22 protein-coding genes and 1 pseudogene are annotated in these 25,745 nt (G+C 72.5%); 6 read left to right on the forward strand and 17 right to left on the reverse strand.

The window, feature by feature from the left end; translation table 11 throughout:
- Positions 1 to 2: 2 nt before the first annotated feature.
- The 5 genes and pseudogenes from ACFC1R_RS10705 to ACFC1R_RS10725 all read right to left on the reverse strand — a co-directional run bounded on the left by ACFC1R_RS10705 (position 3) and on the right by ACFC1R_RS10725 (position 5,289).
- Positions 3 to 770 (reverse strand): lactate utilization protein C, encoded by a 768-nt coding sequence (locus ACFC1R_RS10705; protein ID WP_375935974.1) that lies wholly within the window; start codon positions 768 to 770, stop codon positions 3 to 5.
- Entirely contained in the window at positions 767 to 2,254 is a 1,488-nt protein-coding gene (locus tag ACFC1R_RS10710) for a lactate utilization protein B (protein ID WP_375935977.1), read from the reverse strand. The genes ACFC1R_RS10705 and ACFC1R_RS10710 overlap by 4 nt, the downstream gene beginning before the upstream one ends.
- A gap of 257 nt (positions 2,255 to 2,511) precedes the next feature.
- A pseudogene (locus tag ACFC1R_RS10715) lies at positions 2,512 to 3,258 on the reverse strand ((Fe-S)-binding protein); the annotation flags it as partial.
- A 298-nt stretch (positions 3,259 to 3,556) separates the two neighbouring features.
- On the reverse strand, positions 3,557 to 4,204 hold the full coding sequence (locus tag ACFC1R_RS10720; RefSeq protein WP_375935980.1) for an MBL fold metallo-hydrolase: 648 nt from the start codon (positions 4,202 to 4,204) through the stop codon (positions 3,557 to 3,559).
- Entirely contained in the window at positions 4,204 to 5,289 is a 1,086-nt protein-coding gene (locus tag ACFC1R_RS10725) for an S-(hydroxymethyl)mycothiol dehydrogenase (RefSeq protein ID WP_375935984.1), read from the reverse strand. Before ACFC1R_RS10725 ends, ACFC1R_RS10720 begins: the two co-directional genes overlap by 1 nt.
- 581 nt (positions 5,290 to 5,870) lie before the next feature.
- Between ACFC1R_RS10725 and ACFC1R_RS10730 the strand changes: the two genes are divergently transcribed.
- Both ACFC1R_RS10730 and ACFC1R_RS10735 read left to right on the forward strand, forming a co-directional pair.
- Entirely contained in the window at positions 5,871 to 6,503 is a 633-nt protein-coding gene (locus ACFC1R_RS10730; RefSeq protein WP_375935987.1) for a class I SAM-dependent methyltransferase, read from the forward strand.
- A 224-nt stretch (positions 6,504 to 6,727) separates the two neighbouring features.
- Positions 6,728 to 8,380, forward strand: a complete 1,653-nt coding sequence (locus ACFC1R_RS10735; protein ID WP_375936070.1) for an alpha-amylase family glycosyl hydrolase — start codon at positions 6,728 to 6,730, stop codon at positions 8,378 to 8,380.
- Positions 8,381 to 8,585: 205 nt separating this feature from the next.
- On the opposite strand, the gene ACFC1R_RS10740 is transcribed toward ACFC1R_RS10735, so the two are convergent.
- Together ACFC1R_RS10740 and ACFC1R_RS10745 are read right to left on the reverse strand one after the other, a co-directional pair.
- Complete coding sequence (locus ACFC1R_RS10740; protein WP_375935989.1) at positions 8,586 to 8,957, reverse strand: DUF6188 family protein; 372 nt, start codon at positions 8,955 to 8,957, stop codon at positions 8,586 to 8,588.
- 452 nt (positions 8,958 to 9,409) lie between these two features.
- Positions 9,410 to 10,525 carry an NUDIX domain-containing protein gene (locus tag ACFC1R_RS10745; RefSeq protein ID WP_375935992.1) on the reverse strand — a complete coding sequence of 372 codons (1,116 nt, stop codon included), beginning with the start codon at positions 10,523 to 10,525 and terminating at the stop codon, positions 9,410 to 9,412.
- Between the two features lie 549 nt (positions 10,526 to 11,074).
- Between ACFC1R_RS10745 and ACFC1R_RS10750 the strand changes: the two genes are divergently transcribed.
- The 3 genes from ACFC1R_RS10750 to ACFC1R_RS10760 all read left to right on the forward strand — a co-directional run bounded on the left by ACFC1R_RS10750 (position 11,075) and on the right by ACFC1R_RS10760 (position 14,623).
- A complete protein-coding gene (locus tag ACFC1R_RS10750) occupies positions 11,075 to 12,148 on the forward strand; it encodes a S1 family peptidase (RefSeq protein WP_375935995.1) in 1,074 nt (357 codons plus the stop codon).
- Between the two features lie 226 nt (positions 12,149 to 12,374).
- Positions 12,375 to 13,508: a right-handed parallel beta-helix repeat-containing protein gene (locus tag ACFC1R_RS10755; RefSeq protein WP_375935998.1), complete on the forward strand. Its 1,134-nt coding sequence runs from the start codon at positions 12,375 to 12,377 to the stop codon at positions 13,506 to 13,508.
- A gap of 35 nt (positions 13,509 to 13,543) precedes the next feature.
- Positions 13,544 to 14,623, forward strand: coding sequence for a methyltransferase (locus ACFC1R_RS10760; protein ID WP_375936001.1), 1,080 nt, complete (start codon positions 13,544 to 13,546; stop codon positions 14,621 to 14,623).
- 200 nt (positions 14,624 to 14,823) lie between these two features.
- Here ACFC1R_RS10760 and ACFC1R_RS10765 read toward each other — a convergent pair whose 3' ends face one another.
- From ACFC1R_RS10765 to ACFC1R_RS10810, 10 genes are all read right to left on the reverse strand, one after another.
- Positions 14,824 to 16,188 (reverse strand): acetyl/propionyl/methylcrotonyl-CoA carboxylase subunit alpha, encoded by a 1,365-nt coding sequence (locus ACFC1R_RS10765; RefSeq protein WP_375936004.1) that lies wholly within the window; start codon positions 16,186 to 16,188, stop codon positions 14,824 to 14,826.
- Between the two features lie 5 nt (positions 16,189 to 16,193).
- Positions 16,194 to 16,838, reverse strand: coding sequence for an acetyl-CoA carboxylase biotin carboxyl carrier protein (locus ACFC1R_RS10770; RefSeq protein WP_375936007.1), 645 nt, complete (start codon positions 16,836 to 16,838; stop codon positions 16,194 to 16,196).
- Positions 16,835 to 18,610, reverse strand: coding sequence for an acetyl-CoA carboxylase carboxyl transferase subunit alpha (gene accA, locus ACFC1R_RS10775; protein ID WP_375936010.1), 1,776 nt, complete (start codon positions 18,608 to 18,610; stop codon positions 16,835 to 16,837). Before accA ends, ACFC1R_RS10770 begins: the two co-directional genes overlap by 4 nt.
- An 18-nt stretch (positions 18,611 to 18,628) precedes the next feature.
- Entirely contained in the window at positions 18,629 to 18,961 is a 333-nt protein-coding gene (locus ACFC1R_RS10780; RefSeq protein WP_045303833.1) for a TcmI family type II polyketide cyclase, read from the reverse strand.
- Between the two features lie 5 nt (positions 18,962 to 18,966).
- Complete coding sequence (locus ACFC1R_RS10785) at positions 18,967 to 19,422, reverse strand: SRPBCC family protein (RefSeq protein WP_375936013.1); 456 nt, start codon at positions 19,420 to 19,422, stop codon at positions 18,967 to 18,969.
- 1 nt (position 19,423) lies between these two features.
- Positions 19,424 to 19,681: an acyl carrier protein gene (locus ACFC1R_RS10790; protein WP_375936016.1), complete on the reverse strand. Its 258-nt coding sequence runs from the start codon at positions 19,679 to 19,681 to the stop codon at positions 19,424 to 19,426.
- Between the two features lie 83 nt (positions 19,682 to 19,764).
- Positions 19,765 to 21,006: a beta-ketoacyl synthase N-terminal-like domain-containing protein gene (locus ACFC1R_RS10795; protein ID WP_375936019.1), complete on the reverse strand. Its 1,242-nt coding sequence runs from the start codon at positions 21,004 to 21,006 to the stop codon at positions 19,765 to 19,767.
- A 6-nt stretch (positions 21,007 to 21,012) separates the two neighbouring features.
- On the reverse strand, positions 21,013 to 22,269 hold the full coding sequence (locus tag ACFC1R_RS10800; RefSeq protein WP_375936022.1) for a beta-ketoacyl-[acyl-carrier-protein] synthase family protein: 1,257 nt from the start codon (positions 22,267 to 22,269) through the stop codon (positions 21,013 to 21,015).
- Entirely contained in the window at positions 22,266 to 22,691 is a 426-nt protein-coding gene (locus ACFC1R_RS10805) for a cupin domain-containing protein (protein ID WP_045303802.1), read from the reverse strand. Before ACFC1R_RS10805 ends, ACFC1R_RS10800 begins: the two co-directional genes overlap by 4 nt.
- A 70-nt stretch (positions 22,692 to 22,761) precedes the next feature.
- Positions 22,762 to 23,871: a SchA/CurD-like domain-containing protein gene (locus ACFC1R_RS10810; RefSeq protein WP_375936026.1), complete on the reverse strand. Its 1,110-nt coding sequence runs from the start codon at positions 23,869 to 23,871 to the stop codon at positions 22,762 to 22,764.
- Between the two features lie 245 nt (positions 23,872 to 24,116).
- Between ACFC1R_RS10810 and ACFC1R_RS10815 the strand changes: the two genes are divergently transcribed.
- Complete coding sequence (locus ACFC1R_RS10815) at positions 24,117 to 25,742, forward strand: FAD-dependent oxidoreductase (RefSeq protein ID WP_375936029.1); 1,626 nt, start codon at positions 24,117 to 24,119, stop codon at positions 25,740 to 25,742.
- Positions 25,743 to 25,745 lie beyond the last annotated feature (3 nt).

Here is a 25,745-nt window from a genome sequence, read left to right on the forward strand (position 1 = left end):
TCTCAGCCCCCGGTCACCAGGACGACCTCCAGGGTGCGCGGTCCGTGGACGCCCTCCACCCGGTCGAGTTCGATGTCGCTGGTGGCGGACGGTCCGGAGATCCAGGTCTGCGGACGGGTGGGGTCCAGGCGGGGGAGCGCCCGGGGGAGCGAGGCGACGATCTGCCCGGGGGCGTGGACCACACAGATGTGGTGGTCGGGTACCAGGGTGAGCAGCCGTCGACCCTGGGCGGGGCCGGTGTCCAGGACCAGGGTGCCCGTCTCGGCCACGGCCAGCGCGCAACCGGTCAGGACGCTGTCGACCGCGTCCAGCCGGACGGCGGTGAGAGTGCCGTCGTCCACCACCGCGGAGGCCCCCGCGGCAGCGCTCAGCCAACCGGGCGGCAGGTCGGCGGGGACGGCCACGGTGCGGGAGCCGCGTGCGGCGAGCAGACGGGCGACGGTGGCGGGCAGGTCGGCCGGGGTACTGCGGTGCACCAGGGCTCGGTAGTCGGCCAGGTTCTCGTGCAGCAGGTCGAGCAGCGCCGCCGGGTCCTCGTCCCGGTGCACCGGCAGGTAGTCGCGCGGGATGTCCTCGTGCCGTCGGCCCGCCAGTCGGTCGGTGGCGACGTCTGCCGGGGACGAGTCCGTCCCGGCACCGGCACCGGCACCGGCACCGGGATCCGGCGAGGACGGGCCGGTCCCAGGGCCCGGGCCCGTTGCGGGCGGGCCCTGTTCGGTGCCGATCGCGGCTCGGATCCGGGCCAGCACGGTCTCTCGGCCGGTGCTCATCGGCTGTCCTTCCGGGAACGGGAACGGGAACTCGAACCGGCACTGGAACCGGCACTTGAACCGGAACGGTTCTTCTTCCACCAGTCGCGGAAGGGCTGGTCGGGCAGGTCGGGCAGATCACGGCTGTCGGTCCAGGCGCGGCCGGGGCCGGGCAGCCGCTCCGGCAGTACTCCCCGCGCCCTTCCCGCGAGCCGCTCCCCGGCCGCCAGGACGCCCGGGTGGTCCAGCACGAACCCGGCGGCCTTCACCGCGGCCCGCTCCAGCCGGTGCCCGCCCTGCCCGGCGACCTGCTCGCGCAGGTGGACCAGTACCTCGGGAATGTCGATGGCCACCGGGCAGACGTCGTAGCAGGCCCCGCAGAGCGACGAGGCGAACGGCAGCGAGGCGTCGATCTCGCTGGTGGTGCCGCGGAGTTGGGGCGTCAGGATGGCCCCGATCGGCCCGGGGTAGACCGACCCGTACGCGTGCCCGCCGGCCCGCTCGTACACCGGGCAGACGTTGAGGCAGGCGGAACAGCGGATGCAGCGCAGTGCCTGCCGTCCGACCCGGTCGGCGAGGGCGGTGGTACGGCCGTTGTCGAGCAGGACGAGGTGGAAGGCCGAGGGGCCGTCACCCTCCGGTCCGAGCGTGCCGGTCCAGATCGAGGTGTACGGGTTCATCCGCTCGGCGGTGGACGAACGCGGCAGCGTCTGCAGGAAGACCTCCAGGTCACGCCAGCTCGGGACCACCTTCTCGATGCCCACCACCGAGATCAGCGTCTCCGGCAGGGTCAGGCACATCCGTCCGTTGCCCTCGGACTCCACCACCACCAGGGTGCCGGTCTCCGCGACCATGAAGTTGGCCCCGGAGACGGCGACCTTGGCACGCAGGAACTTCTCCCGCAGGTGCAGCCGTGCGGCCTCGGCCAGTTGAGCGGGGTCGTCGGTCAGGTCCTCGGGCGCGGGCCGGCCCCAGGCGGCCATTCGCCCGGCGAAGATCTCGCGGATCTCCTCCCGGTTCCGGTGGATCGCGGGCACCAGGATGTGCGAAGGCCGGTCGTCGCCCAACTGCACGATGAGCTCGGCCAGATCGGTCTCGTAGGCGGCGATTCCCTCGGCCGCCAGCGCTTCGTTGAGCCCGATCTCCTGGGTGGCCATCGACTTCACCTTGACCACCTCGCGTTCGCCGGTGGCCAGTACCAGGTCGGCGACGATCCGGTTGGCCTCGGCCGCGTCGGCGGCCCAGTGCACCGTACCGCCCGCCGCGGTGACGGCTGCCTCCAACTGGATCAGGTAGTGGTCGAGATGGCGCAGCGTGTGGTCCTTGATAGCCCGGCCGGCGGCGCGCAGCTCTGCCCAGTCGGCGAGTTCGGCGACCGCACGGGCCCGCTTCTCGCGGATGATCCGGGTGGCGTGGGACAGGTTGGCCCGCAGCCGCCGGTCCCGGGTGGACTTGGCGGCGGCCGCCGGAAACGAAGGCATGCCGAGGAAGGTGCCACCGCTCATGTTCAGCTCCAGGACTGCTCGTCACGGTGGCCGCCGGAGGCCGGCCCCTCGGCCTGCCCCCGCTTCCCGGCCGACCGCCGACTCTCGGACAACGACTTCTCGGACAACGACTTCTCGGACAACGACTTCTCGGACAACGACTTCTCGGGCAACGACTTCTCGGGCAACGACTCTTTGGACGACGGCTCCTCGGACAACGGCTCCTCGGACAACGGCCTTTGGGGCAGTGGCCCACCGGTCCACGCGTCATCGGTCCACGGCTGCTCCTCGGTGGCGGCCAGGATCTCGGCGAGGTGCAGCGGCCGCAGTGGCGCGGACCGGCGGTGCAGCAGGCCGCCGAGGTGCATGAGACAGGAGTTGTCCCCACCACAGAGCACCTGTGCGCCTGTCCGCAGCGCGTGACGGACCTTGTCGTCACCCATCGCGGTCGAGACGGCGGGGTTCTTCACGGCGAAGGTGCCACCGAACCCGCAACACTCCTCGGCACGGGGCAGCTCCACCAACTCCAGCCCCTTGACGGCGCGCAGCAGCCGCAGCGGCCGATCGCCGAGTCCGAGCAGCCGCAACCCGTGGCAGGACGGGTGGTAGGTCACGGTGTGGGGGAAGTACGCGCCGACGTCCTCGACCCCGATCACATCGGTCAGGAACTCGGTCAGCTCGTACACGCGCGGCACCAGCGCATCCGCGGCTTCGGCGAGTTCGGACCCGCGTCGCTCGGCCTGCGCCCTGGCGCCGATCCGGGGGTAGTTGTCGCGGACCATCGCCACGCAGGAGCCGGACGGGGTGACGACGTACTCGTAGCCGGCGAAGGCACGCGCCATCCGGCGCACCATCGGTTCGGTCTCGCGCCGGTAGCCGGTGTTGAACTGCGGCTGTCCGCAACAGGTCTGCCCGGCGGGGAAGTCCACCTCGACACCGAGCCGCTCCAGCAGCCGGACCGTGGCGATCGCCGTGGACGGGTAGACCGCGTCGTTCACGCAGGTGGCGAAGAGTGCGACACGCATCTCGGCTCCTCGATGATCTGACGGGGGTGACTGCACGGGGTGACTGCACGGCTGGCCGTACGGCCGTACGGCCGACCGCGTGACCGGGACCGACCCGATCCTCCCAGGCCCGGCCCGCCCCTCCCGGGACCGACCTGCCCGGCCCCGGAGCGACCTGCCCGGCCCCGGAGCGCGCCGCGGAGCGCCCCGAGCACCCCGAGACGCTTCGAGCGCCCCGAAGGGCCCGGCCCGCCGGGAGCGGACGGACCCCCCGAGGAGCGGACGGGCCCCTCGGAGGGCCGGGGCGGCGGTTCGGCCGTCAGTGGCCGCGCCGGATCCACTCGTCGAGCTGCGGAGACTCGGCACCGATCGTGGTCGAGTCGCCGTGGCCGGTCCGTACGACCGTTTCGACGGGCAGGGTCAGCAACCGGTCCCGGATGGATCGGATGATGGTCGGGAAGTCCGAGAAGGAGCGGCCGGTGGCCCCGGGACCGCCCGCGAACAGGGTGTCACCGGTGAAGACCGTGCCCAGCTCCTCGGCGTACAGGCAGACCGCGCCGGGCGCGTGGCCGGGTGTGTGCAGCACCGTCAGATCGACACCCGCGACGGTCAGTCGCTGTCGGTCCGTCAGTTCGCCGTCCACCGGGCGCAGCGGGTGGGTCTGCTTCCAGAGCACCTGGTCCTCGCGGTGGAGCAGGACGGGTGCGCCGGTCCGGTCCGCCAGCGCGGGTGCGGCCGCGATGTGGTCGTTGTGCGCGTGGGTGCACACGATGGCGACCAGCCGGCGGCCGCCGAGTGCGGCCACCACCGCGTCGGCGTCGTGTGCCGGGTCGATGACCAGGGCCTCGGTGTCGTCGCCGATGATCCAGACGTTGTTGTCGACCTGCCAGGTGCCGCCGTCCAGCGAGAAGGTGCCGGACGTGACCAGCCGCTCGACCTTCGCTGCCGGGGGAGTGCGGTCCGTCATCAGAAGACCACCACCGAACGCAGGACCTCGCCCTTGTGCATCCGGGCGAACGCCTCCTCCACGTCCGTCAGCTGGATGGTCTCGCTGACGAACGCGTCCAGGTCGAGGCGGCCCTGCAGGTAGAGGTCGATGAGCATGGGGAAGTCCCGGCTGGGCAGGCAGTCGCCGTACCAGGAGGACTTCAGCGCACCGCCCCGGCCGAAGACGTCCAGCAGCGGCAGCTCCAGCTTCATCTCGGGGGTCGGCACGCCGACCAGGACCACCGTTCCGGCCAGGTCGCGGGCGTAGAACGCCTGACGGTACGTCTCCGGCGTGCCGACCGCGTCGATCACCACGTCGGCACCGTTCCCGCCGGTCAGCGCCCGGATGGCCTCGATCGGGTCGCCGGAGCGGCCGTTGACGGTGTGGGTGGCGCCGAGCTTCTGCGCAGTGGCCAGCTTGCGGTCGTCGATGTCCACGGCGATGATCCGCGAGGCTCCGGCCAGCCTGGCACCGACCACGGCCGCGTTGCCGACGCCGCCGCAGCCGATCACGGCGACCGAGTCGCCCCGGCCGACGTTTCCGGTGTTGATGGCGGCACCGAGCCCGGCCATCACACCGCAGCCCAGCAGTCCGGCGGCGGCGGGGGAGGCCTCGGGGGCGACCTTGGTGCACTGGCCGGCGGCGACCAGGGTCTTCTCCGCGAACGCGCCGATCCCCAGCGCGGGCGAGAGCTCGGTGCCGTCGAGCAGGGTCATCTTCTGCTTGGCGTTGTGGGTGTTGAAGCAGTACCAGGGCCGGCCGCGCAGGCAGGCACGGCAGTTGCCGCAGACCGCACGCCAGTTGAGGATCACGAAGTCACCGGGGGCGACGTCGGTCACTCCCTCGCCGACGGCCTCCACCACACCGGCCGCCTCGTGGCCGAGCAGGAAGGGGAACTCGTCGTTGATCCCGCCCTCCCGGTAGTGCAGGTCGGTGTGGCAGACCCCGCACGCCTGGACCTGCACCAGCGCCTCACCCGGACCGGGGTCCGGGACCAGGATCGTCTCGACCTGTACCGGGGCACCCTTGGAACGGGCGATCACGCCGCGCACCTGCTGAGCCATGAAGAAGAGCCTCTCGTCATCGGGCGCGGGCACGTGCTCCATCCGTGTCCACGCGGGTTGTTCGCGCCGATCGCGGCCAGACCGCGGCCGATCGCGAGTCGTACACGACGGTCAACACCGTACGGTGCGGACGATCACCGCCGACCACCGGACCACCGACTCGCCGTGGGCGTCGTCACCGTCACGGGTCGAAGCCTGCCCCTGGTGCAGTGCACGGAACCCGAACACCACCGTTCTCCGGCCCGCGACCGCCTCAAGGTGAGTCACCGAGAGGCCCGCCGTCGCCGTGGCCCGAACACACTTCAAACCAGAATGCGGACGAGTTGATCCGTTCGGGTTGTTCCAGCCCTATGTGTCGACGCGTCCGGTGCAAGCCCGTCAGTATCGTCTCCGTGACCGTCGAACGGCGAGGACCACGCAGCTCCGCACCGGGGCCCGCCACCCCCGGCCGCGGCTCGCCGTGGCCCTCCGGCCGGGCACCGGTGCAGCGGCGGGCGGCCGTCTGCCGGAGACTGCCCGGGAGTGCGTCCGGGGGCGTGCCGCGTAGGCTCGGGCTCCGCACGGGCGCAGAGGAGAAGCCGATGGACAGCCACGACTGGGATCAGCGCTACAACTCGGCCGAACTGGTCTGGGGCACCGAACCCAACCGCTGGGTGCTGCGCGAGTGCCAGGACCTGCCACCCGGGCGGGCGCTCGATCTGGCGGCCGGTGAGGGCCGGAACAGCCTCTGGCTGGCCGCTCTGGGCTGGCGGGTCACCGTGGTCGACTTCTCCCGGGTCGCGCTGGAGCGCGGGCGAAGACTGTCCGAACAGCTCCCGGCCGGGGTCGCACGGCACTTGAGCTGGGTCGAGGCGGACGTCCGCACCCACGTCCCCGCGCCCGGCGCCTACGACCTCGTCCTCATCGCCTACCTGCACCTCCCCGCCGAGCAGCGCCGTGCCGTACTGCGGAGAGCAGCGGACTCCCTCGCGCCCGGCGGCACCCTGCTGGTCGTCGGCCACGACACCACCAACCTGACCGAGGGCTCCGGAGGCCCCAGTGACCCGGCCGTGCTCTTCACGCCGGACGACATCCGCGCAGATCTGGCGGACTGCCGGCTGCACCTCGTCCGGGCCGAACGCGTGCGCCGGCCGGCCGGTGCGGCCCATGGCGGGACAGGCGAGGCGGTCGACGCCCTGGTACGCCTCGAACGCCCTGCGCTTCCTGAGCGCTGAGCCCTGAGCGCTGGCCGGGCACGGGCGAGACAGGACGGTGGACGGTGGCCGGTGGTCATCCGCCGAACGGGCAGCGGCTCGGCCCGTCGCGGGGAGAGACTGGGACCGGACTGTCCCCGCGGAACGGAGTACCGCACGCGATGACGAACCCGATGACGAACCCGATGACGAACCCGGCGAACCCGACGGCGAACCAGGCCGCCCCGACGGGCCCGACGCACCCGATGGCGAGCCCGGCAACCATCCCGGCCGGGGCAACCACCCGAGCCTGGCTGGCCGACGCGGTCCTGTACCAGATCTACCCGCAGACCTTCGCCGACACCAACGGTGACGGCATCGGCGACTTCGCCGGGATCACCGAGCACCTCGACCACCTGGCCTGGCTGGGTGTGGACGCGATCTGGCTCAACCCGTGCTTCGAGTCGCCGTTCCGGGACGCCGGGTACGACGTCTCCGACTACTTCTCCGTCGCACCGCGCTACGGCACCCGGGAAGACCTCGCCGCACTGGTCGAGTCCGCCGGCCGACGGGGGATCAGGGTCATGCTCGACCTCGTGCCGGGGCACACCTCCGACCGGCACCCGTGGTTCCTGGCGGCTGCCGACGACCCCACCGACCAGCGCTACATCTGGGCCGACCGCCAGGCCACCAGGTTCGTGCCCTCCCCGGGCAAGCGGCCGGGCTACTACCTGCCGAACTTCTTCGACTTCCAGCCCGCACTGAACTTCGGCTACGCCCGGAGCCTCGACGACGAACCGTGGCGACAGCCCGTCGACGCCGAAGGGCCGCAGCAGAACCGGGCCGCGCTGCGGGAGATCATGGACCACTGGCTGCGGACCGGCATCGCCGGGTTCCGGGTGGACATGGCGTACTCCCTGGTCAAGGGGGATCCGGAGCGCGCCGAGACCGCGAAGCTCTGGCGCGAGCAGCGGGCCTGGCTGGACCGGACCCACCCGGGGGCGGTGCTGCTCTCGGAGTGGGGCAGGCCCGAACTCGCCCTTCCCGCAGGCTTCCACGCCGACTTCTTCCTGCACTTCGCGGGTCGCGCCATCCCCTCGCTGTGGCACAACGGGGAGGGGATGACCTCACCCTCCTGGGAGGACGGTCCCTGCTACTTCGACCCGCAGGGCCGGGGCTCGATGGCCGAGTTCGTCGCGGCCTGGCGCGCCGGCCACACAGCCGCGCAGCCGACTGCGCAACCGGCTGCCGACGGGCCCGGAGACGGGTACGTCATCCTTCCCACCGCCAACCACGACTACAACCGCCTCGCCACCGGCTCCCGCACGTCCGAACAGCTCGGCGCGGCCTTCGCCTTCCTGCTCACCTGGCCGACCCTGCCGGCGATCTACTACGGGGACGAGATCGGCATGCGGTTCGTCCCCGGGCTGCCGGACAAAGAGGGCAGCCGACTGGAGCCCACCAACAACCGCGCCGGGGCCCGCACCCCGATGCAGTGGGACGCGGGCCCCAATGCGGGTTTCTCCACGGCTCCGGCCGACCTGCTCTACCAGCCGCTCGACCCGGACCCCGGCAGGCCGACCGTGGCGGGCCAACTCGCCGATCCGGACTCGTTGTTGCATCTCGTACGGCGTCTGATCGCGCTGCGCAGGTCCACCCCTGCGCTCGGCAGCCGCGGTGCGGTGGAGGTGCTGCACACCGGGTACCCGTTCGTCTGCCTTCGCGGTGGCAGCCACCTGGTGGTCGTCAACCCCCGCCGGGAGCCGGCCTTTTTTGCGTACCCCGGTCTCGCGGGCGCCCGTACGCTGGAGGCCCAGGACGTCACCGTGACGGCCGAGGGCATCAGTGCCGACTCCTTCGCCTACGGGATCTTCGAGCTCCCCGGCCGTGTCGAGGAGGCCGGCGCCTCAGGCTCCTGAGCACGGCTCCTGAACTGCTGTAGGACTCCCGAACTGCTACGGGGCAGCCTCGGCGGACGCCGTCGACCTTCTCGACGAGGAGTTCGGGACTCCTGAAGTCCTCGTCCTGGCTTCGGCGTTCGTCGGGGGAGTCGAGGCGTCCGCCGGGCGGGAGGCGAGCGGCGCCGAGCCCGGCCCGGGCGGTGAAGCCGCTCCGTTTCGGCGCTCAACCGGTCAGGTAGCCGTACGGGGTGGCCGTGAAGAGCAGGCCGTCCCGGTCGGATGCGCTCCACGGCCGGTAGGCGCCGTCGGGCGGGACGGAGAGCGTGCTGCCGGAGCTGAAGGACAGGTCCAGACCGCCTGCCGGAGTGGTCTCGGCCCTCGTCACGCGGGAGCCGACCAACCCCAGCAGATCGCGTGACGGGGTCAGGCCCAGTGTGGGGTAGAAGTGCTCGACAGTGGACCGGCCGGTCAGACGGAAGTCGCCGGAGACCGTCACCACCACTCCGTCGGAGAGCTCCAGTACCAGCCCGCTGCTGCCCTTCAGGGCCTCGACACGGCGGCCGCCGAGGACGGCGGCGATCGATGGGGACACCATGGTTCCTCCCGGAAATCGCACGGTCGGCTGATCCATTCTTGCGCGCTGACCCGCCCACGTCATGCAGACCGGAGAACTCGCACCCGTCGCCGTCCCCCAGTCCTGCCCCCATCCGCGTGAACAACGACCCGCGTGAACAACCACCCGCGTGAACAACCACCCGCGTGAACAACCACCCGTGTGAACAACGACCCGCGTGAACAACCACCCGTGTGAACCCGCCACCCGCGGGCCCGTGCGGCTGGGCCCCTGACGGCGGGCCTGGCCTGCGCGGCGTGCTCCACGACCGTGCGCACGTCCTGGCCGGCCACCGGCTCGACCGCCAGGATCTCGCCGGGCGCTGGGAGCTGTCGGAGGGCGACTTCTTCAGCGCCGTGCCGCCCGGCCGACCCGTCCCGACCGTCCGACCCCCGCCCGGCCCGGTCGGGCCGAACCCCCGCGGTCCGGACCGCTCACGCGGTGGGCGACGGCCCGGCCACCCGTCCGCGCAGCAGTTCCACCGGCCCGCCCCCGCCACCGTTCCGCCCCGCCTCCCGGGTGGCCAGGCAGGCCTCCAACCGGCACCCGGACTGGTCGGCCAGCACCTCCCGCGCCTCCTCCGCAGTGAACATCCGCCACTCCACGAGCTCCTCCGGCTGCAGCCTGATCCGCCCGAGCAACTCGGCGCTCACCTCGCCGCCGTCGAAGACGTACACCATGGTCGCGGACCCGTCCGTGTCCGGTGACCAGTCCAGTCCCAGCAGCCGGCCGGGCTCGCGCTCCCAGCCGAGCTCCTCGCGGGTCTCGCGCCGGGCCGCCGCCCGGGGCATCTCGCGGTCCGCCTCCACACCGCCGCCCGGCAGCGTCCAGTACGGGCGGTCCTCCCGCGGGCGCAGGCGCACCAGCAGCACCCGCCCGGCCGCATCCGTGAACAGCATCCGGGCCTTCGCCCGAATCCTCGGCAGCCCGGCGATGTACGCCTCCGGCTCCAGCGGAGGCGGCTGCGCCGCAGCCCCGGCGGCCGCCAGACCCAGACCGGCAGCCCCGGTGTACGGCGGTGGCGGAACCGGCGGCACATGGGCGACGGTGTGACCGACCGGACGGCTGTCCTCCAATTCCAACGGCCCGGCGCTGCGCGGCGCGGTGAGACAGGCCGTCACCCGCCGTGAGAGCCGTGGCGGCAGCGCCGACGACAGCCTGCGCTTCGTCAGCCAGGTCCAGCCGTCGACCTCCGTCACCTGCGGCCGGAGCGCGGAGAGCTGGTCGCTCCGCAGCGGCGCTCCCCAGTACAGGTACGCCGCGATCGGCGGGCGACGGCTGCCAAGCGACCAGTCGATGCAGGCCAGCGGCCCGAGTTCGGGCGACACCCCGAGTTCCTCGGCGATCTCCCGGAAGGCCGTCCGCCTGGGCGACTCGTCGGAGGGCTCCCAACCGCCGCCGGGAATCGCGATCGGGTGCTTGTGGTCGTACGGCAGCCGCACCACCAGGATCCGGCCCAGCTCGTCCGGAAGGAGCACCCCGGCCGCCGCCAGCAGACCCCGCCCGCCGCCCCCGCCCGCGGACCTGTCCTCGTTCTCGGCCCCGGTCACGTCGAACCCCCCTCGTCCGGCCAGTACTTGAACACAGCACCCGGGACACGGCACGCCACCTCGCCGGTTCCCGGGGGCATCCGGCCGACCGGCAGGGAGTGCGCGGACAACCGGCTGACACCCTGTCGATTCCCGGGCGCTCCACCGTGCATGCCCGATGCGTGCCCTCGACCCGATCCTGCCCTCGACCGGAGGGCGCCCCGAGGCGCCACCCGCAGACGCCAACCGGTTCCCTCGCAGTGCCATCCCGGGGCAGGCCCACCGCCGGCCCGCCGGCAGCCCGTACCGGCGCACGTGGTCGGGCCCGGACCGGACGGGGCCGGACGGGACGGGACCCGACGGGACGGCGGTTCGCGCCCTGCCGCCCGGTCGTGACTCCCCGTCGGTCAGTCGCCGCCTCAGGTCGCCAACCTCGGCTCCCGCCCCGATATTTGGCAGCAGGACCCGCCCGACGCCCGTCCCGGCCGCCCGGAAGCCGGGTCCTCGGCCGTCCCGGGTACGCCATCCGGGTGCGCCCGCCACCCCTTCCCAGGCATCCAGGGAGCCCTGATGAGCAACCGCCGTACCAGCCGACGCGCCACCCTCCTCGCCGTGGCCGCCTCGCTGCTCGCCGGTACAGCACTCGCACTGCCCACGCCCGCGGTCGCCCTTCCCATCCCGACCCCCACCGGCGAGGTCGCCGTGGCGCTCGCCAACGACCTCCAGCAGCAGCTAGGCGAGGACCGCACCGCCGGTTCGTACCTGGACGCTTCCGGCCGACCCGTCGTCACCATCACCCACGCGGCCGACGCCCAGCGGGTGCAGTCGGCCGGTGCCGTCCCCCGGCTGGTCACCCGCAGCGCCGCCCAGCTGGCCGCCGCCACCGCCGAGCTCGACCGCAGTGCCGCCGTCCCGGGCACCGCCTGGGCCCTCGACCCGCTCACCGACCAGGTGGTGGTGTCCGCGGACTCCACCGTCCGGGGAGCCGCCCTCGACAGGCTCACCCGGACGGCCGACGGCCTCGGCTCCGCCGTCCGGGTGGAACGGGTTCCCGGCGTCTTCAGCACCAGAGCGGACGGCGGCGACGCGATCTACGGAGGCGGATACCGCTGTTCGCTCGGCTTCAACGTCCGCAGCACCAGCAGCGACACCTACTACTTCCTGACCGCCGGTCACTGCGGGAACGTCGCCTCGACCTGGTACGCCTCCCAGAGCATGACCGACCCGACCGGCAGCACCACCGGGTCCACCTTCCCCGGCCACGACTACGCCCTCGTCCAGTACACCGACGGCCGCGTCCCGGCCTCCGCCGTGGACCTCTACGACGGCACCACCAGCGCGATCACCACGGCCGCGAACCCGTCGGTCGGACAGACCGTCAGCCGCAGCGGCAGCACCTCGCACGTGCACAGCGGCATGGTCACGGGGCTCAACGCCACCGTGCACTACTTGCAGGGCACGGTCCGCGGGCTGATCAAGACGACCGTCTGCGCCGAGGAGGGCGACAGCGGCGGGGCGCTCTTCGCCGGCCACACCGCGCTCGGCCTCACCTCGGGCGGCAACGGCAACTGCACCCTCGGCGGCACCACGTTCTTCCAGCCCGTCACCGCCGCGCTCGCGGCGTACGACGTCGGCCTCTTCTGAGGCGCCGGCGCCCGCTGCCGCCTCCGCAGCCGCGCCCGCAGTGTCCTCGGCGGCACGGCCGCAGCAGCACGGCCCCGGAAGCACGGCCGGGGGAGCAGAAGTGGCAGGTCCGGGAGGCCGCCCATAGCTTCGATTAGGTGGCCCCGGGCCGGTCGGGAACCACCCCGACCGGCCGGCCGGCCCAGCAGAGCCACGCAGTCCAGTCCCTGAAAGCAGGTCACCACCCATGCCCACGTGCCGGACCCCGCAGTTGGCGGGCGTCGCAGCCATCCTCGCCGTCGGTCTGGTCACGGGGCTACCCGGACCGGCCGACGCTTCCTCGTCCCGGTCCCCGTCCACCCGCGTCGTTCACCCGGGCGAGTCGATCCAGAAGGCGGTGGACGCCGCGAGGCCGGGTGACACCGTCCAGATCCTCGCGGGCACCTACCGGGAGAGTGTCTTGGTCACCACCTCGAAGCTGACCCTCCGGGGAGTCGGCGCGGCCACCGTGATCAGCCCGCCCAAGGTCCCCGTCACCGGCGGCACGGCTCCCGCCGGAGCCAAGGGCCGCAGCATCGCGAAGGCTCCCCCCGGCAGCAGCGGCAACGCGTGCGCCCGCGCGGGCCACGGCCTCTGCGTCATGGGCACGGCCGAGCACCCGGTCACCGAGGTGCGGATCGAGGCACTCACCGTCGCCGGAGCCACCAAGAACGGCATCAACGCCTTCGGGACCGACCGGATGACCGTCCACGCCGTGCTGGCCAGGGACAACGGCCAGCAGGGCATCAGCCAGGAGCAGTCCGTCCGGGCGAAGCTGCGCGGCAACGAGGCCCGTGGCAACGGCCAGGCCGGAATCTTCGTGGCGAACGTGGCGGACGGCAAGGTCCCGCCCGTCGAGACCCGGGGCACCGTGATCGGCGAGAACCGCCTCTCGGACAACCGGTTCGGTGTCGTGGTGCGCCGGGTGCGGGGGCTCGACGTCCGGTCCAACGTCATCTCCGGCAACTGCGGCGGCGTGTTCGTGGTGGGCGACGAAGGCGTTCCGAGGGTGGGCGCGCTGACGGTACGTCAAAACGTGGTCCGCGCCAACAACAAGTTCTGCCCGGCCACTCCGCGCCTGGACGTCGTCCAGGGCATCGGCATCCTCCTGACCGGAGCCGAGGACACCGTGGTGACCGGCAACCGGGTCGAGAACAACGTCGGAAAGTCCTCGATGTCCGGCGGCGTCGTCCTCTTCCACAGCTACGTCGGTGCGCCCAACTCCCGGATCACCGTCACCGACAACAGGCTGTGCGGCAACGGCCCGGCCGACCTCGCCAACCGTGACACCGGTACCGGCAACTCCTTCGCGCGCAACGAGTGCCGTCTCCGAGCCCGCTGACCAGTGCTGACCGTTCCACACAGAAAGGCGGCCGCATGCACACGGCACCGTCCACCACGACCACCGTCAAGCTGACCCCGCTCACCACCACCATCACCAACACCCCGTCGCCGGCCATGCGTCTGCGGGAGATCGTCTTCGGCGCCGCCTGCGCGGCGGCGGTCCGCGCGGCGGCCCGACTCAGGATCGCGGACGCACTCGGCGAGGAGCCGGCCAGCGCCGAGGAGCTCGCGGACGCCGTCGGCAGCGAGCCCCTGCCGCTGCGCCGCCTGCTGCGGGCGCTCGCCTGCTACGGGATCTTCACCGAGACCGAGGACGGCCGGTACGTCCACACCGAGATGTCCCGCCTGCTCCGCGAGGACGAGCCCAACAGCCTGCGCTACATCTCGCTCTGGTGCACCGAGCCGTGGACCTGGGAGGCCTGGCCCCGCCTGGACGAGGCGGTGCGCTCCGGCCGGAACATCTTCCCCGACATCTACGGCAAGGAGTTCTTCGACTACCTGCACGACGACGCCCGCGAGTCCGCGACGGTGTTCAACCGGGCGATGACCCACTCCAGCCGCCAGTCCGCCGCCGAACTCGCCGACTACCTGGACCTCACCGGGATCGGCACCGTGGTGGACATCGGCGGCGGCCAGGGCCACGTGCTGGCCAGTCTGCTGGAGCGGCACCCGGAGGTGTGCGGCACCCTGCTGGACCTCCCCAAGGTGGTCGCCAACGCCGACCCCAGGCTGCGCGAGGGAGGCTCGCTCGCCTCCCGCACCCGGCTGCTGCCGGGCGACTGCCGCAGTGCCATCCCGGTCGACGCCGACCTCTACATCATCAAGAACATCCTCGAATGGGACGACGACAGCACCCGCAGGACGCTGCGCAACGTCGTCGCCGCCGCCCGGCCCGGCGCCCGCGTCGTGGTGGTGGAGAACCTGGTCGACGACACCCCGTCGATGCGCTTCACCACCGCCATGGACCTGATGCTGCTGCTCAACGTCGGCGGCGCCAAGCACTCCAAGCAGAGCATGGTCGACCTGATGACCGAGGCGGGCCTGTGCCTCGGCCACATCGGTCCGGTCAACCCCTACCTGCACGCCTTCGAGGCCACCGTCCCGCTCGACTGACCCACGCACGGCGGACCCACGCACGGCGGAGCCGGCACCCCGACGAACGGGTGCCGGCTCCGCCGTGCGCGACCCCGGGTGACCTGCCTGCGACCGGGTAACGCCGGTCATCTGCAGTGGACTTGGAGATCCGTCGGACACCAGGTCAATTCCGTTGACCTCTAAGCCACTTGGCGATCCGCCGTCCCGGTGACCGGGGTTCAGCCGACCGCCACCGGCTCCTCGGTCATCCGTGCCACCAGCCCGGTGGTGTGCGTTCCGTCCCGGAACTCGGGGCGGGCCAGCGCTTCGCGCAGGAAGCCACCGGTGGTCCGCACCCCGGGGCCGTCGATCCGGAACTCGCCGAGTGCACGGTCCATCCGGGCCAGCGCCTGTGCGCGGTCCGGCGCCCAGACGACGGTCTTCGCCAGCAGCGAGTCGTAGTCGGGACCGACCAGCCAGCCGGCGTGGGCGTGGGTGTCCACCCGGACGAACGGACCGCCGGGCGGGACGAACTCGGTCAGCAGTCCGGGTGTCGGCGCGAAGTCCCTGACCGGGTCCTCCGCGTTCACCCGGCACTCGACGGCCACCCCGCGCGGCTGCACCTCCTCCTGCCGGAACGAGAGCGGCAGCCCGGCCGCGATGCCGATCTGCTCCCGGACCAGGTCGATCCCGGTGACCATCTCGGTCACCGGGTGCTCCACCTGGAGCCGGCAGTTGATCTCCATCAGGTAGAACTGCCGCTCCGGCGTCAGCACGTACTCGAAGGTCGCCGCCCCGACGTAGCCCACCGCGAGCGCACCGCGCACCGAGGCCGCGCACATCCGCTCGCGCAGCTCCGGCGGCAGATTGGGCGCCGGGGACTCCTCGATCAGCTTCTGGTGCCTGCGCTGCACCGAGCAGTCCCGCTCGCCGAGGTGCACGGCCGACCCGAGCCGGTCGCAGACCACCTGCACCTCGACGTGCCGGGCGTCCTCGATGTACCGCTCCAGGTAGACGCGCTCGTCGCCGAAGACCGCGCGGGCGTGCGCCCGGGTCGCGTGGTAGGCGGGCAGCAGGTCCTCGGCGCTGCGCACCACGGCCATCCCGCGTCCGCCACCGCCCGCCACCGCCTTGAGGATCACCGGATAGCCGACCCGCTGGGCGACCTCCTTGGCCTCCGCGGGCGTCGCCAGCGCACCGGTGCTGCCCGGCAGTACCGGCAGCCCGGCGTCGGCCATCAGCGACCGGGCCATCGCCTTGTCGCCGAGTTGCTCGATCACCCGGGGCGGCGGGCCGATGAAGGTGATCCCGTTCGCCCCGCAGATCTCCGCGAAGTCCGGGTCCTCGGAGAGGAATCCGTAGCCGGGGTGGATCGCCTCGGCGCCCGTGCCGAGGGCCGCCTCGATGATCGACGGGATGTGCAGGTAGCTGCCCTTGGCCTGCGGAGGTCCGATCTGCACGGCCCGGTCGGCGAACCGGACCACCGCCGAGTCCCGGTCGGCGGTGGAGTGGACGGCGACGGTCCGCACCCCGAGTTCCCGGCAGGTGCGGGCGATCCGCAGGGCGATCTCGCCCCGGTTGGCGATGAGCACGGTGCCGAACATCGGGCTCACTCCTCGGCCAGCGGGTCCACGGCGATGAGCCGTTGCTGGTACTCCACCGAGGTGGCGTTCGGTACCAGGACCTCCACCACTCGGCCGCCGATCTCCGTTTCGATGGTGCTCATCATCTTCATGACCTCCAGGATCCCGACGGTCTGCCCCGGCCGGACGAGATCACCGACCGAGACGAACGGTGGGGAGCCCGGATCGGACGAGTGGTAGAAGGTGCCGACCATCGACGCGCAGATGTACCGCAGGCCGGTCTCCGGCTCCGTCGCGGCGGCAGGAGCGGTGGCAGAACCGGCGCCAGCACCGCCAGCACCGCCAGCACCGCCAGTACCGGCGGCAAGGCCGGCGGCGGGCCCGGCCGCGGCCGTCTGCCCGCCGGACGGTGGGAGCGGCCGGGCGGCCCCGTCGAGGGCGAGCCCCTCGACGGCGGGCCACTCGATCTCGACGGTGGTCCGCCCGTGCTGCAGCCTGATCCTGGTGGGTGGCAGCGGCGAGGCGCCGGCCAGCTCCCTGACGGCCCGGCAGACCGCCTCCAGATCGGCCCGGCTCGCCTCGGCCCCACCGGGGAAGGAGTGCGGGTTGATCAGTGTGACGGACTGCCGGCCGTTCTCCTGATGGGTCTTCTTGTCCACACCGAGTGTCACTGTGCACCTCTCTCGACCGTTCCGACCGCCGGGTCGACCACCCGCCCGGCAGCGGTCCCTCCCTCCGCCCCGACCGCCTCGACACCGAAGCGGTGGAAACGGCGCTTGCGTTCCCGGAGCAGCCGCACGGGCTCCCAGGGGATCAGTTCGCCGAGGGTCGCGACCAGTGCCTCGCGGAGCATCGCGGCAGCGCCCGCGTGGTCCCGGTGCGCGCCGTCGTCCGGCTCGGGGACGACGCCGTCCACGATGCCGAGCCGGACCAGCTCCGCGGCGTGCAGGCGCAGCGCGTTGGCGGCGGTGGGCGCGGCCTCCGGGTCCTTCCAGAGGATCGCCGCGCAGCCCTCCGGACTGATCACGGAGTAGACGCCGTTGGTGCTCACCAGCACCCGGTCGGCGACTCCGAGGGCGAGCGCCCCGCCGCTGCCGCCCTCGCCGATCAGCACGGCGACGATCGGCACCGGCAGGCGGGACATCAGGCGCAGGTTCTCGGCGATGGCGACGGCCTGGCCGCCGCGCTCGGCGTCGGGGCCGGGGTTGGCGCCGGGGGTGTCGATCAGGGTGACCACCGGCAGCCCCAGCTTGGCGGCCATCCGCATCAGCCGGGCCGCCTTGCGGTAGCCGGAGGGTGCGGGCATGCCGAACCGGCGGCGTCGTCGCTCTGCCAGGTCCGGCCCGCCCTTGTGGTGGCCGATCAGCATGACCGGCAGACCGCCGAGGCGGCCGGGGCCGCCGACGATCGCTGGGCAGTCCTCGCTGAGCCGGTCGCCGTGCAGTTCGAGGAAGTCGTCGAGCAGGTGGCCCACGTAGTGGAGACTGCTGGGCCGGTCCGGGTGCCGGGCGAGCCGGACGGCGGCCCAGGAGTCGAGCTCGGCCGGTTCGGCGCCGCCGCGCGGGTCGCCGCTGCGGTCGCCGTCGTACTCGGGAGCGGCTTCGGGGGCCTCGGCGGGCCCGATCGGCTCGGGGGGCCCGGCGGGGGAGCGCAGGCCCAGCAGCCGGCCGAGGGTGGCGCGCAGCGCGGGCCGGGCCACGACGTCGTCCACCATGCCGTGCGCCAGCAGGAACTCGGCGGTCTGGAAGCCCTCGGGCAGCTGCTCGCCGGTGGTCTGTTCGATCACCCGGGGGCCGGCGAAGCCCATCCGGGCGCCGGGCTCCGCGATGATCACGTCGGCCAGGGTGGCGAAGGAGGCCGCCACCCCGCCGTACGTCGGATCGGTGATCAGCGAGACCACCAGGACCCCGGCCTCGTCGAGCTCGGCCAGGGCCTGTGCGGTCTTCGCCATCTGCATCAGGGAGAGCACCCCCTCCTGCATCCGGGCTCCGCCGGAGGCGCAGACCAGCAGGAGGGGGGTGCGCAGCCGGAGGCTGGTCTCGGCCGCCTCGGTGATCAGGGCGCCCACGCCGCAGCCGAGGCTGCCGCCGAGGAAGCGGAAGTCCATGGCGGCGACGACCACTGGCCGGCCCTCGATCCGCCCGGTGACGCAGAGCACGGCCTCGTCGAGGCCGGTGTCGGCGCGGGCGGCGGAGAGCCGTTCGGGGTACGGGCGGCTGTCGACGAAACCGAGCGGATCGTGCAGCGCCGGAACGTGGCGCAGCGGCTCGGCCGATCCGGGGTCGAGCAGCTGGTCCAGGCGCTGCCGGGCGGTGAGCTGGGCGTGCCAGCCGCAGTCCGGGCAGACCCGCAGGGTCCGCCGGAAGCGGCGGCCGTAGATCAGCCCGGCGCAGCGCCCGCAGCGGACCCAGTCCGGGTCCGCCGGTTCGTCGGTCTCCACCATGGCGGGTCCTCCTCCGGCTCAGTGGGAAGCGGCGCGCTCCCAGCGGTAGAACTCGCGGGCCATCGCGTCCTTCGGCTCCCGCCAGGTCGCGGGGTCGTAGGCGTGGACGAAGGCGGTGAGCCGGTCGCTCACCTCGCGGAACTCCGGGTGGTCCTTGTACTTGGCCACCGAGGGGCCCGGCGGCCGGTCGGCCTCGATCAGGTGCAGGTAGAGCTCGCCGAACTGGAACAGGCTGCGGGCGGTGACCCCGACCAGCTGCGGCAGTTCACCCCGGTCGGACTCGGCGAAGACCTCGGCGATGCCCTCGCTGGACTCCGGCTTCATCCGGGCGACGATCAGCGTGCGGTGCACGGCGCTCATCCCTTCCCCACGTGCTTCTCGACCTTGTCCCGGATCAGCTCCATCTGGATCCGGGAGTTGCGGTTGATGTGGTTGGTCATCCCCTCGTCGTCGACGGGGGCGGTGGGCTTCATGGCGAAGTCCTGGATCCACCGCATGCTGGTCCCGCCCGGGACCTCGGTGTACTCCCAGCGGATGTCCATGTACTCGAACGGTCCCGGCTCGACCCGGCGGGCCCGGACGGAGAGCGCGGGCCGGTCGGTCTCCCGCTCGGACACCCAGCTCCAGATCTGGCCGTTGTCGTCGGGGTGCATGGTCAGCCGGAAGGTGGTCCTGGCGCCCTGGCGGTCCAGCACCTCGACGGAGGCGTACTCGCTGAACAGCTGCGGCCAGTTCTCCAGGTCGTTGGTGATCTCCCAGACCAGGTCGACCGGCGCGGCGATGACGATGGTGTTGTCGGTGTGTCCGGACATCTCATGAACCTACTTTCGAGAAGGAAGTGTTGACGGCGGAGAGGAACTCGGACGGGGTCTTGGCCATCTCGGCGCCGTCCACGATCTGCACACCGTGCCGGTTCTCCAACTCGCCCACCACGCCGAGCAGTCCGAGCGAGTCGACGCCGAACTCCTCGAAGGTCGTCTCGGGACGCTCCAGGTCCTGCGGGTCGATGAAGATACCGGCTTTGCCCTTGATCAGGGCGGAGAGCTCGGTGTGGGTCAGGGGGGTGGGCATGCACTGCTCCTTCTGAGGTGTGTTCAGTTGATCCACCGGATCGGTTGATCGACGCGGTCGACCGGCGGACGGGTGCGGGCAGTTCACCCGTCCTGGCCCCGGCGCAGCACCAGCGCCGCGTTGGAACCCATCAGCCCGCGGCTCAGCACCAGGGCGGTGCGCAGCTCGCAGGTGCGGGCGAAGCGGGTCACCAGGTCCACCTCGTGGCAGATCCGGGTGACCCCGGGGGTGGGCGGGACGATGCCCTGTTCCATGGCGAGCACGGCGGCGGCCACGTCCAGGACGGGCGCGCCGCAGTAGGCGCGGCCGAAGCCGGCCTTGGGGGCGGTGACGGGGACGTGGGTCGCGTGGTCGCCCAGCGCGTCCCTGATCGCCAGCACCTCGGCCTCGTCGGCCTCCGGGGTGCCGAGCGCGTCGGCGAAGACCACGTCGATCTCGTCGGGCGCGCAGCGGGCCTCGTGCAGGGCGCCCCGGATGGCGTGGGCCAGGCCCGTCCTGGAGTCGGCCCAGCGGGACGCCCCGGTGAAGGTGGCGCCGTGGCCGGCGATCACGGCCCGGATCCGGGCCCCGCGTGCCACGGCCGCCGCCTGGGCCTCGACCACGAACATCGCCCCGCCCTCGGCGGGGGCGAAGCCGGCCGCCTGTGCCGTGAACGGCAGGTACGCCGAGTACGGGTCGGCGGACAGGCTCAGCTCCGGGTAGCCGAGCTGACAGACCATCGAGTACGGCGCCAGCGGGGCCTCCGCCGCGCCGACCACCACCGCATCGGTGCCCCGGCGGATGGCGCGGGCCGCGTGCGCCAGTGCGTCCAGCCCGCCCGCCTCGTCGGAGGCGACGACCCCGCAGGGACCCTTGAAGCCGCCGCGGATCGACACCTGTCCGGTGCTGGCCGCGTAGAACCAGGCGATCGACTGGTACGGCCCGACGTACTCCGGGCCGTGGCCCCAGAGCTGCTGCAGCTCCCGCTGGCCGAACTCGCCGCCGCCGGACCCTGCGGCGGTCACCACGCCCACGGCGAACGGCGATCCGGCCGACGGGTCCAGCGCGGCGTCGGCCAGTGCGAGATCGGCCGCCGCCATCGCGAAGTGCGTGAACCGGTCCGTCTGGACCAGGTAACGCTCCTCCACCGAGTCTCCCGGCTCGAAACCCCGGACCTCGCCCGCGACCTGCAACGGCTGGTCGCCGCAGCCCTCCCGCGAGATCGGCCCCAGCACCGAGGCGCCCTCCCGGACGGCCTTCCAGAAGTCGTCGGTACCGACCCCGTTCGGAGCGACCACCCCGATGCCGGTCAGCACCGCGCGGCGCTGTGCCTGATCGTCCGTCACATTCCCTCACCCTTTCCGACTGAGCACCACGGCTGACTGGAAGCCGCCGAAACCGCTGCCGACCGAGAGCACATGGCGCAGCGGTATCTCCCTGGCCGTGCGGGGCACGTAGTCCAGGTCGCACTCCGGGTCAGGGGTGGAGTAGTTCGCGGTCGGCGGCACCACACCGTTGGCCAGCGCCAGGGTGCAGGCCACCAGCTCGATCGCGCCGATCGCGCCCAGCGAGTGGCCGACCATCGACTTGATCGAACTCATCGGGAGCCGGTACGCGTGCGCGCCCAGCGAGCGCTTGACCGCGGCCGTCTCGTGCCGGTCGTTCTGCTTGGTGCCCGAACCGTGCGCGTTCACGTAGTCGATGTCCGAGCCGTCGAGCCCGGCCTGTTCCAGCGCCCGGTCGATCGACTCCGACATCTCCAGGCCTTCCTTGGTCAGCCCGGTCATGTGGTACGCGTTGCCGAAGGTCGCGAAGCCACCGATCTCGCAGTACACCGTGGCACCCCGGCGGCGGGCGTGCTCCAGCTCCTCCAGCACCAGCACCGCGCCGCCCTCGCCGAGGACGAAGCCGTCCCGGGTGGCGTCGAACGGCCGGGAGGCGTGCTCCGGGTCGTCGTTGCGCGCACTGGTCGCCTTGATCGCGTCGAAGCAGGCCACCGTGATCGGGGAGATCGGCGAGTCCGAGGCCCCGGCGATGACGACGTCGGCCCGGCCCTCCTGGACCGCCTGGAAGGCGTAGCCGACCGCGTCGAGGCCGGAGGTGCAACCGGTGGAGACGGTCTGCACCGGACCGTGCGCACCCGACCGCTCCGCCACCGCCGAGGCCAGCGTGCTCGGCGAGAACGCCCGGTGCAGCTGCGGCTCGGCCTGCCGGTGGTCCACGTCCCAGCGCTTGCCGGCGGCGCTGACCAGCGCGTAGTCGTGCTCCAGACGGGTGGTGCCACCGACCGCGGTGCCCAGTGAGACCCCGATCCGCCACGGGTCCTCGGCCGCCAGATCGAGCCCGGCGTCGCGGACCGCCTCGTCGGCGGCGACCAGCGCGAACTGAACGTACCGGTCCGAGCGGGCCACCTGCACCGGGTCCAGGCCGTGGGCCGCCGGGTCGAAGTCGCACTCGGCGGCGATCCGGGAGCGGAACCCGGTCGGGTCGAACAGCGTGATGCCCCGGGTCGCGGTCCGGCCTGAGGTCAGCAGCGACCAGAACGCGGGCACGCCCACGCCGCCGGGCGCCACCACGCCGATCCCGGTGACCGCCACCCGCCTGGTCACGACGCGACCTTCGCGTGTTCCGTCGGCCCCGGCTGCAGGGTCTCCTCGGTGTCGACGTGCCCGAGCTCGGGACGCGGCGCCAGCGGGCCCAGGTGGAAGACCATCCTGGCCTCGGTGTCGCCCACGTTGCGGAACCGGTGCCGCATGTTGACCGGGATCATCAGCCCCTGCTCGGGCTTCAGCGCCACGCTCCGCCCGTCCAGGTCGACCTCCAGGTCACCGCAGACCACGAAGACGAACTCCTCGGAGTACGGGTGGTAGTGCTCGCCGATCCGCTCGCCCGGTGCCACGATCGCCAGGCCCATGAACCCGCTGGTGGCGCCGCACGTGGTCGGGGTGAGCATGGCGCGCAGGTCGCCGCCGCGCCGGCGGTTCGGCGGTGCCTCGTCGACGTGCACGATGCGTGGAAGTTCCATGGTCATGGCTGCTGTCTCCAGGTGGGTTTCTGCGGGATCGGGGGTGCGGACGTGCGGCTGACCGGGCGTCACCAGGTCAGTCCGCGCTGCGGTCGGTGACCAGCGAGAGCTCCCAGGCGGCGAGCAGCAGCCGGACGGTGTCGTCGCCGGGCTGGCCGCCGTCGGAACCGGGTTCCGTCAGCCGGGCGAGCATCGCACCGGCCTGCTCGTCCCGCACGCCGAGCGCCGTCTGGGGGGCGGACTTGGCCGGGACGGTGAGGTCGACCTGCCGGACCAGCACGTCCCCCTGCTGGAAGACCGTGCTGCGCACCAGCACGCCGGCCGGATCGTCCGCCGACTCCTGGTCCTGACGGTGCAACAGTTCGGCCAGCTCCGCACCACGGCCGCTGCGGACGGGGTACCGGAACGCGTGCCGGTACACCTTCGCCGGGGCCTCGCCGCGGGCCGCCGTGTGGTGCACGGCCGGCAGCGCCGCCCGCATGAAGAAGTCCCGCGCGGACAGCGGGTCGCTCAGGTCGCGGGCCTCCTCCAGGTACGGGTTGATGGCCTCCTCGACCGCGCGGACCTCCGGCTGCATCGCCACGTGCCGCAGCGCCGCGACCAGGTCGCCGACCACCTCGACCGCCCGCACCACCCGGTTGCCCTGCATGTAGAGCGAGGTCCTGGCCAGTCGGGTGGTCCCGTCCACCTGCGCCGACGGTGAGGTGTAGCCGGAGAGGATCTCCGCCACCTTCGCCTCGCTGCCCGGCTGCACGGTGAAGGTGAGGGCGTGCCGGACGAGCCCGTCCGGGCCGGCCGGACGGGCGGTCAGCGCCGGGGCGCTGCTGTCGAAGGTCCCGCGCTCCGAGGTCTCGCGCATGATGCTGAACCGCAGCGACCTGGTGTCCCGGACGCACCCGTGCAGGGGCCGGACCATCGCGCGGTGCGCGGCACTGTCCACCCACGCCAGGAACGGCTGGGCGCTCTCCCACTCGCTGGTGATCAGCCACTGCGCGGGGTTCTCGATCGACTGGCAGAGCTGGTCGCTGACATGGCCGGGGACCGAGGCCACCTGGTGCCGCAGCTGCTCGTAGGCGTCCAGGAAGCGGTCCTGCGCTCCGTCCTGGACGTCCAGCAGCAGCACCACGCGGAGCCGCGAGTCCTGCGGTGTGGAGCGCTGCGCCTGGGGTTCGGACAGCGTGATCATGTTCGGCAATCTCCTTGGAGCGTTGGGGCGATGGCGAGTCTGGGCAGTGGACTTCCGACGCTTCGAGCGCGCTATGTGACTCTCCGTGATCGATTGAGCGCGGTCGGGCCTCAGCCTGAATCCGATCGTCAGGCGCCGGACGGCACCGCGCGAGATCTGCGGGCCATCCGGGCGAAACCCGCTCCGGCCGCTCGCCCGAGGGGGATGGATCACGGGTCCCGCACCGTGTACTCCTGGAGCAACCGATGAACCCGAAGACCGACGAGCACGTCCCGGTCCTGATCGTGGGCGGCTCGCTGGTGGGCCTGTCCGCATCCCTCTTCCTCGGCCGCCTCGGCGTCCGGCACCTGCTGGTGGAGAAACACGCCGCCACCTCCCACCACCCGCGAGGCCGTGGGAACAACCTGCGCACCATGGAGCTCTACCGGGTCGCCGGAGTCGAGGAGGACATCCGCAGCGCGGCCTCCGTACTCGCCGACAACCACGGCATCCTGCAGGCCGGCACCCTCACCGGAGCCGACCAGGAGTGGCTGTTCCGGGAGATCGACCCGGGCGGCGCGCTGGCCAGGTTCAGCCCCACCGGCTGGTGCCTGTGCAGCCAGAACGACCTCGAACCGGTCCTGCTGCACCGGGCCCGCGAACTCGGCGGGGACGTGCGCTTCAGCACCGAACTGCGCTCCTTCGAGCAGGACGCCGACGGCGTCACCGCACTGCTGCGCAACCGGGAGACCGGCGCCGAGCGCACCGTCCGCGCCGACTACCTCGTCGCCGCCGACGGCCCGCGCAGCCCCGCCCGCGAGCGGCTGGGGATCGGCCAGACCGGGAAGGGCGACCTCTTCCACAACGTCAGCATCACCTTCCGGGCCAAACGCCTGGCCGACGTGGTGGGCGACCGCCTCTTCATCGCCTGCTACCTCACCAACCCCGAAGGCCCCGGCGCGCTGCTGCCCGTGGACAACCGCGAGAACTGGGTCTTCCACGCCCCCTGGAAGCCCGACCGGGGCGAGACGCTGGAGGACTTCACCGACGAGCGCTGCGCCGAGCACATCCGCACCGCCACCGGAGTTCCGGACCTGGAGGTGGAGATCACCGGAAAGGCCCCCTGGCACGCCGCCGAACGGGTTGCCGAACGTTATTTCTCCGGACGGGTCTTCCTGGCCGGGGACTCCGCCCACGAGATGTCCCCGACCGGCGCCTTCGGCTCCAACACCGGCATCCAGGACGCCCACAACCTCGCCTGGAAGCTCGCCGCCGTCCTCGGCGGCTGGGCCGGCCCCGGGCTGCTGGAGACCTACCAGCAGGAACGCCGGCCGGTCGCCCAGGCCACCAGCGAACGCGCCTCCGCCCGCTCGGCCGAACACCGCCACCCCGGCTACGACGCCGTTCCCGGCACCGGGCGGCAGAGCAACGTCCTGGCCGTGGCCCTCGGCTACCGCTACAACACCGGGGCCGTCCTGGACACCGACCCCACCGCGCCGACCGTGCCCGACCGCTTCCAGCCGGACGGCGCACCCGGCGGACGCGCCCCCCACCTGTGGCTGCGCCGCGCGGGCGTACGGCTCTCCACCGTGGACCTGTTCGAGAAGCACCTGGTACTGCTCACCGGCCCCGACGGAGCCGCCTGGTACCGGGCCGCCGAGCAGGTGGCGGAGCGACTGGAGGTCCCGCTCGACCGCTACCGCATCGGCACCGCCGCCGAGGACGACCTGGCGCCCGAACCCGGTGTCGACTGGGCCGTCGCCTACGGCACCGGCCCGGACGGCGCCGTACTCGTCCGGCCGGACGGGTTCGTGGCCTGGCGGGCCACCGCGGGTGCGGCCGACCCCGGGGCCGTCCTCGGTGCCGCGCTCACCGAACTGCTGCACATCTGACGG

Origin of the sequence: Kitasatospora sp. NPDC056138 (assembly GCF_042264695.1) — a bacterium.
Taxonomy (GTDB): Bacteria; Actinomycetota; Actinomycetes; order Streptomycetales; family Streptomycetaceae; genus Kitasatospora.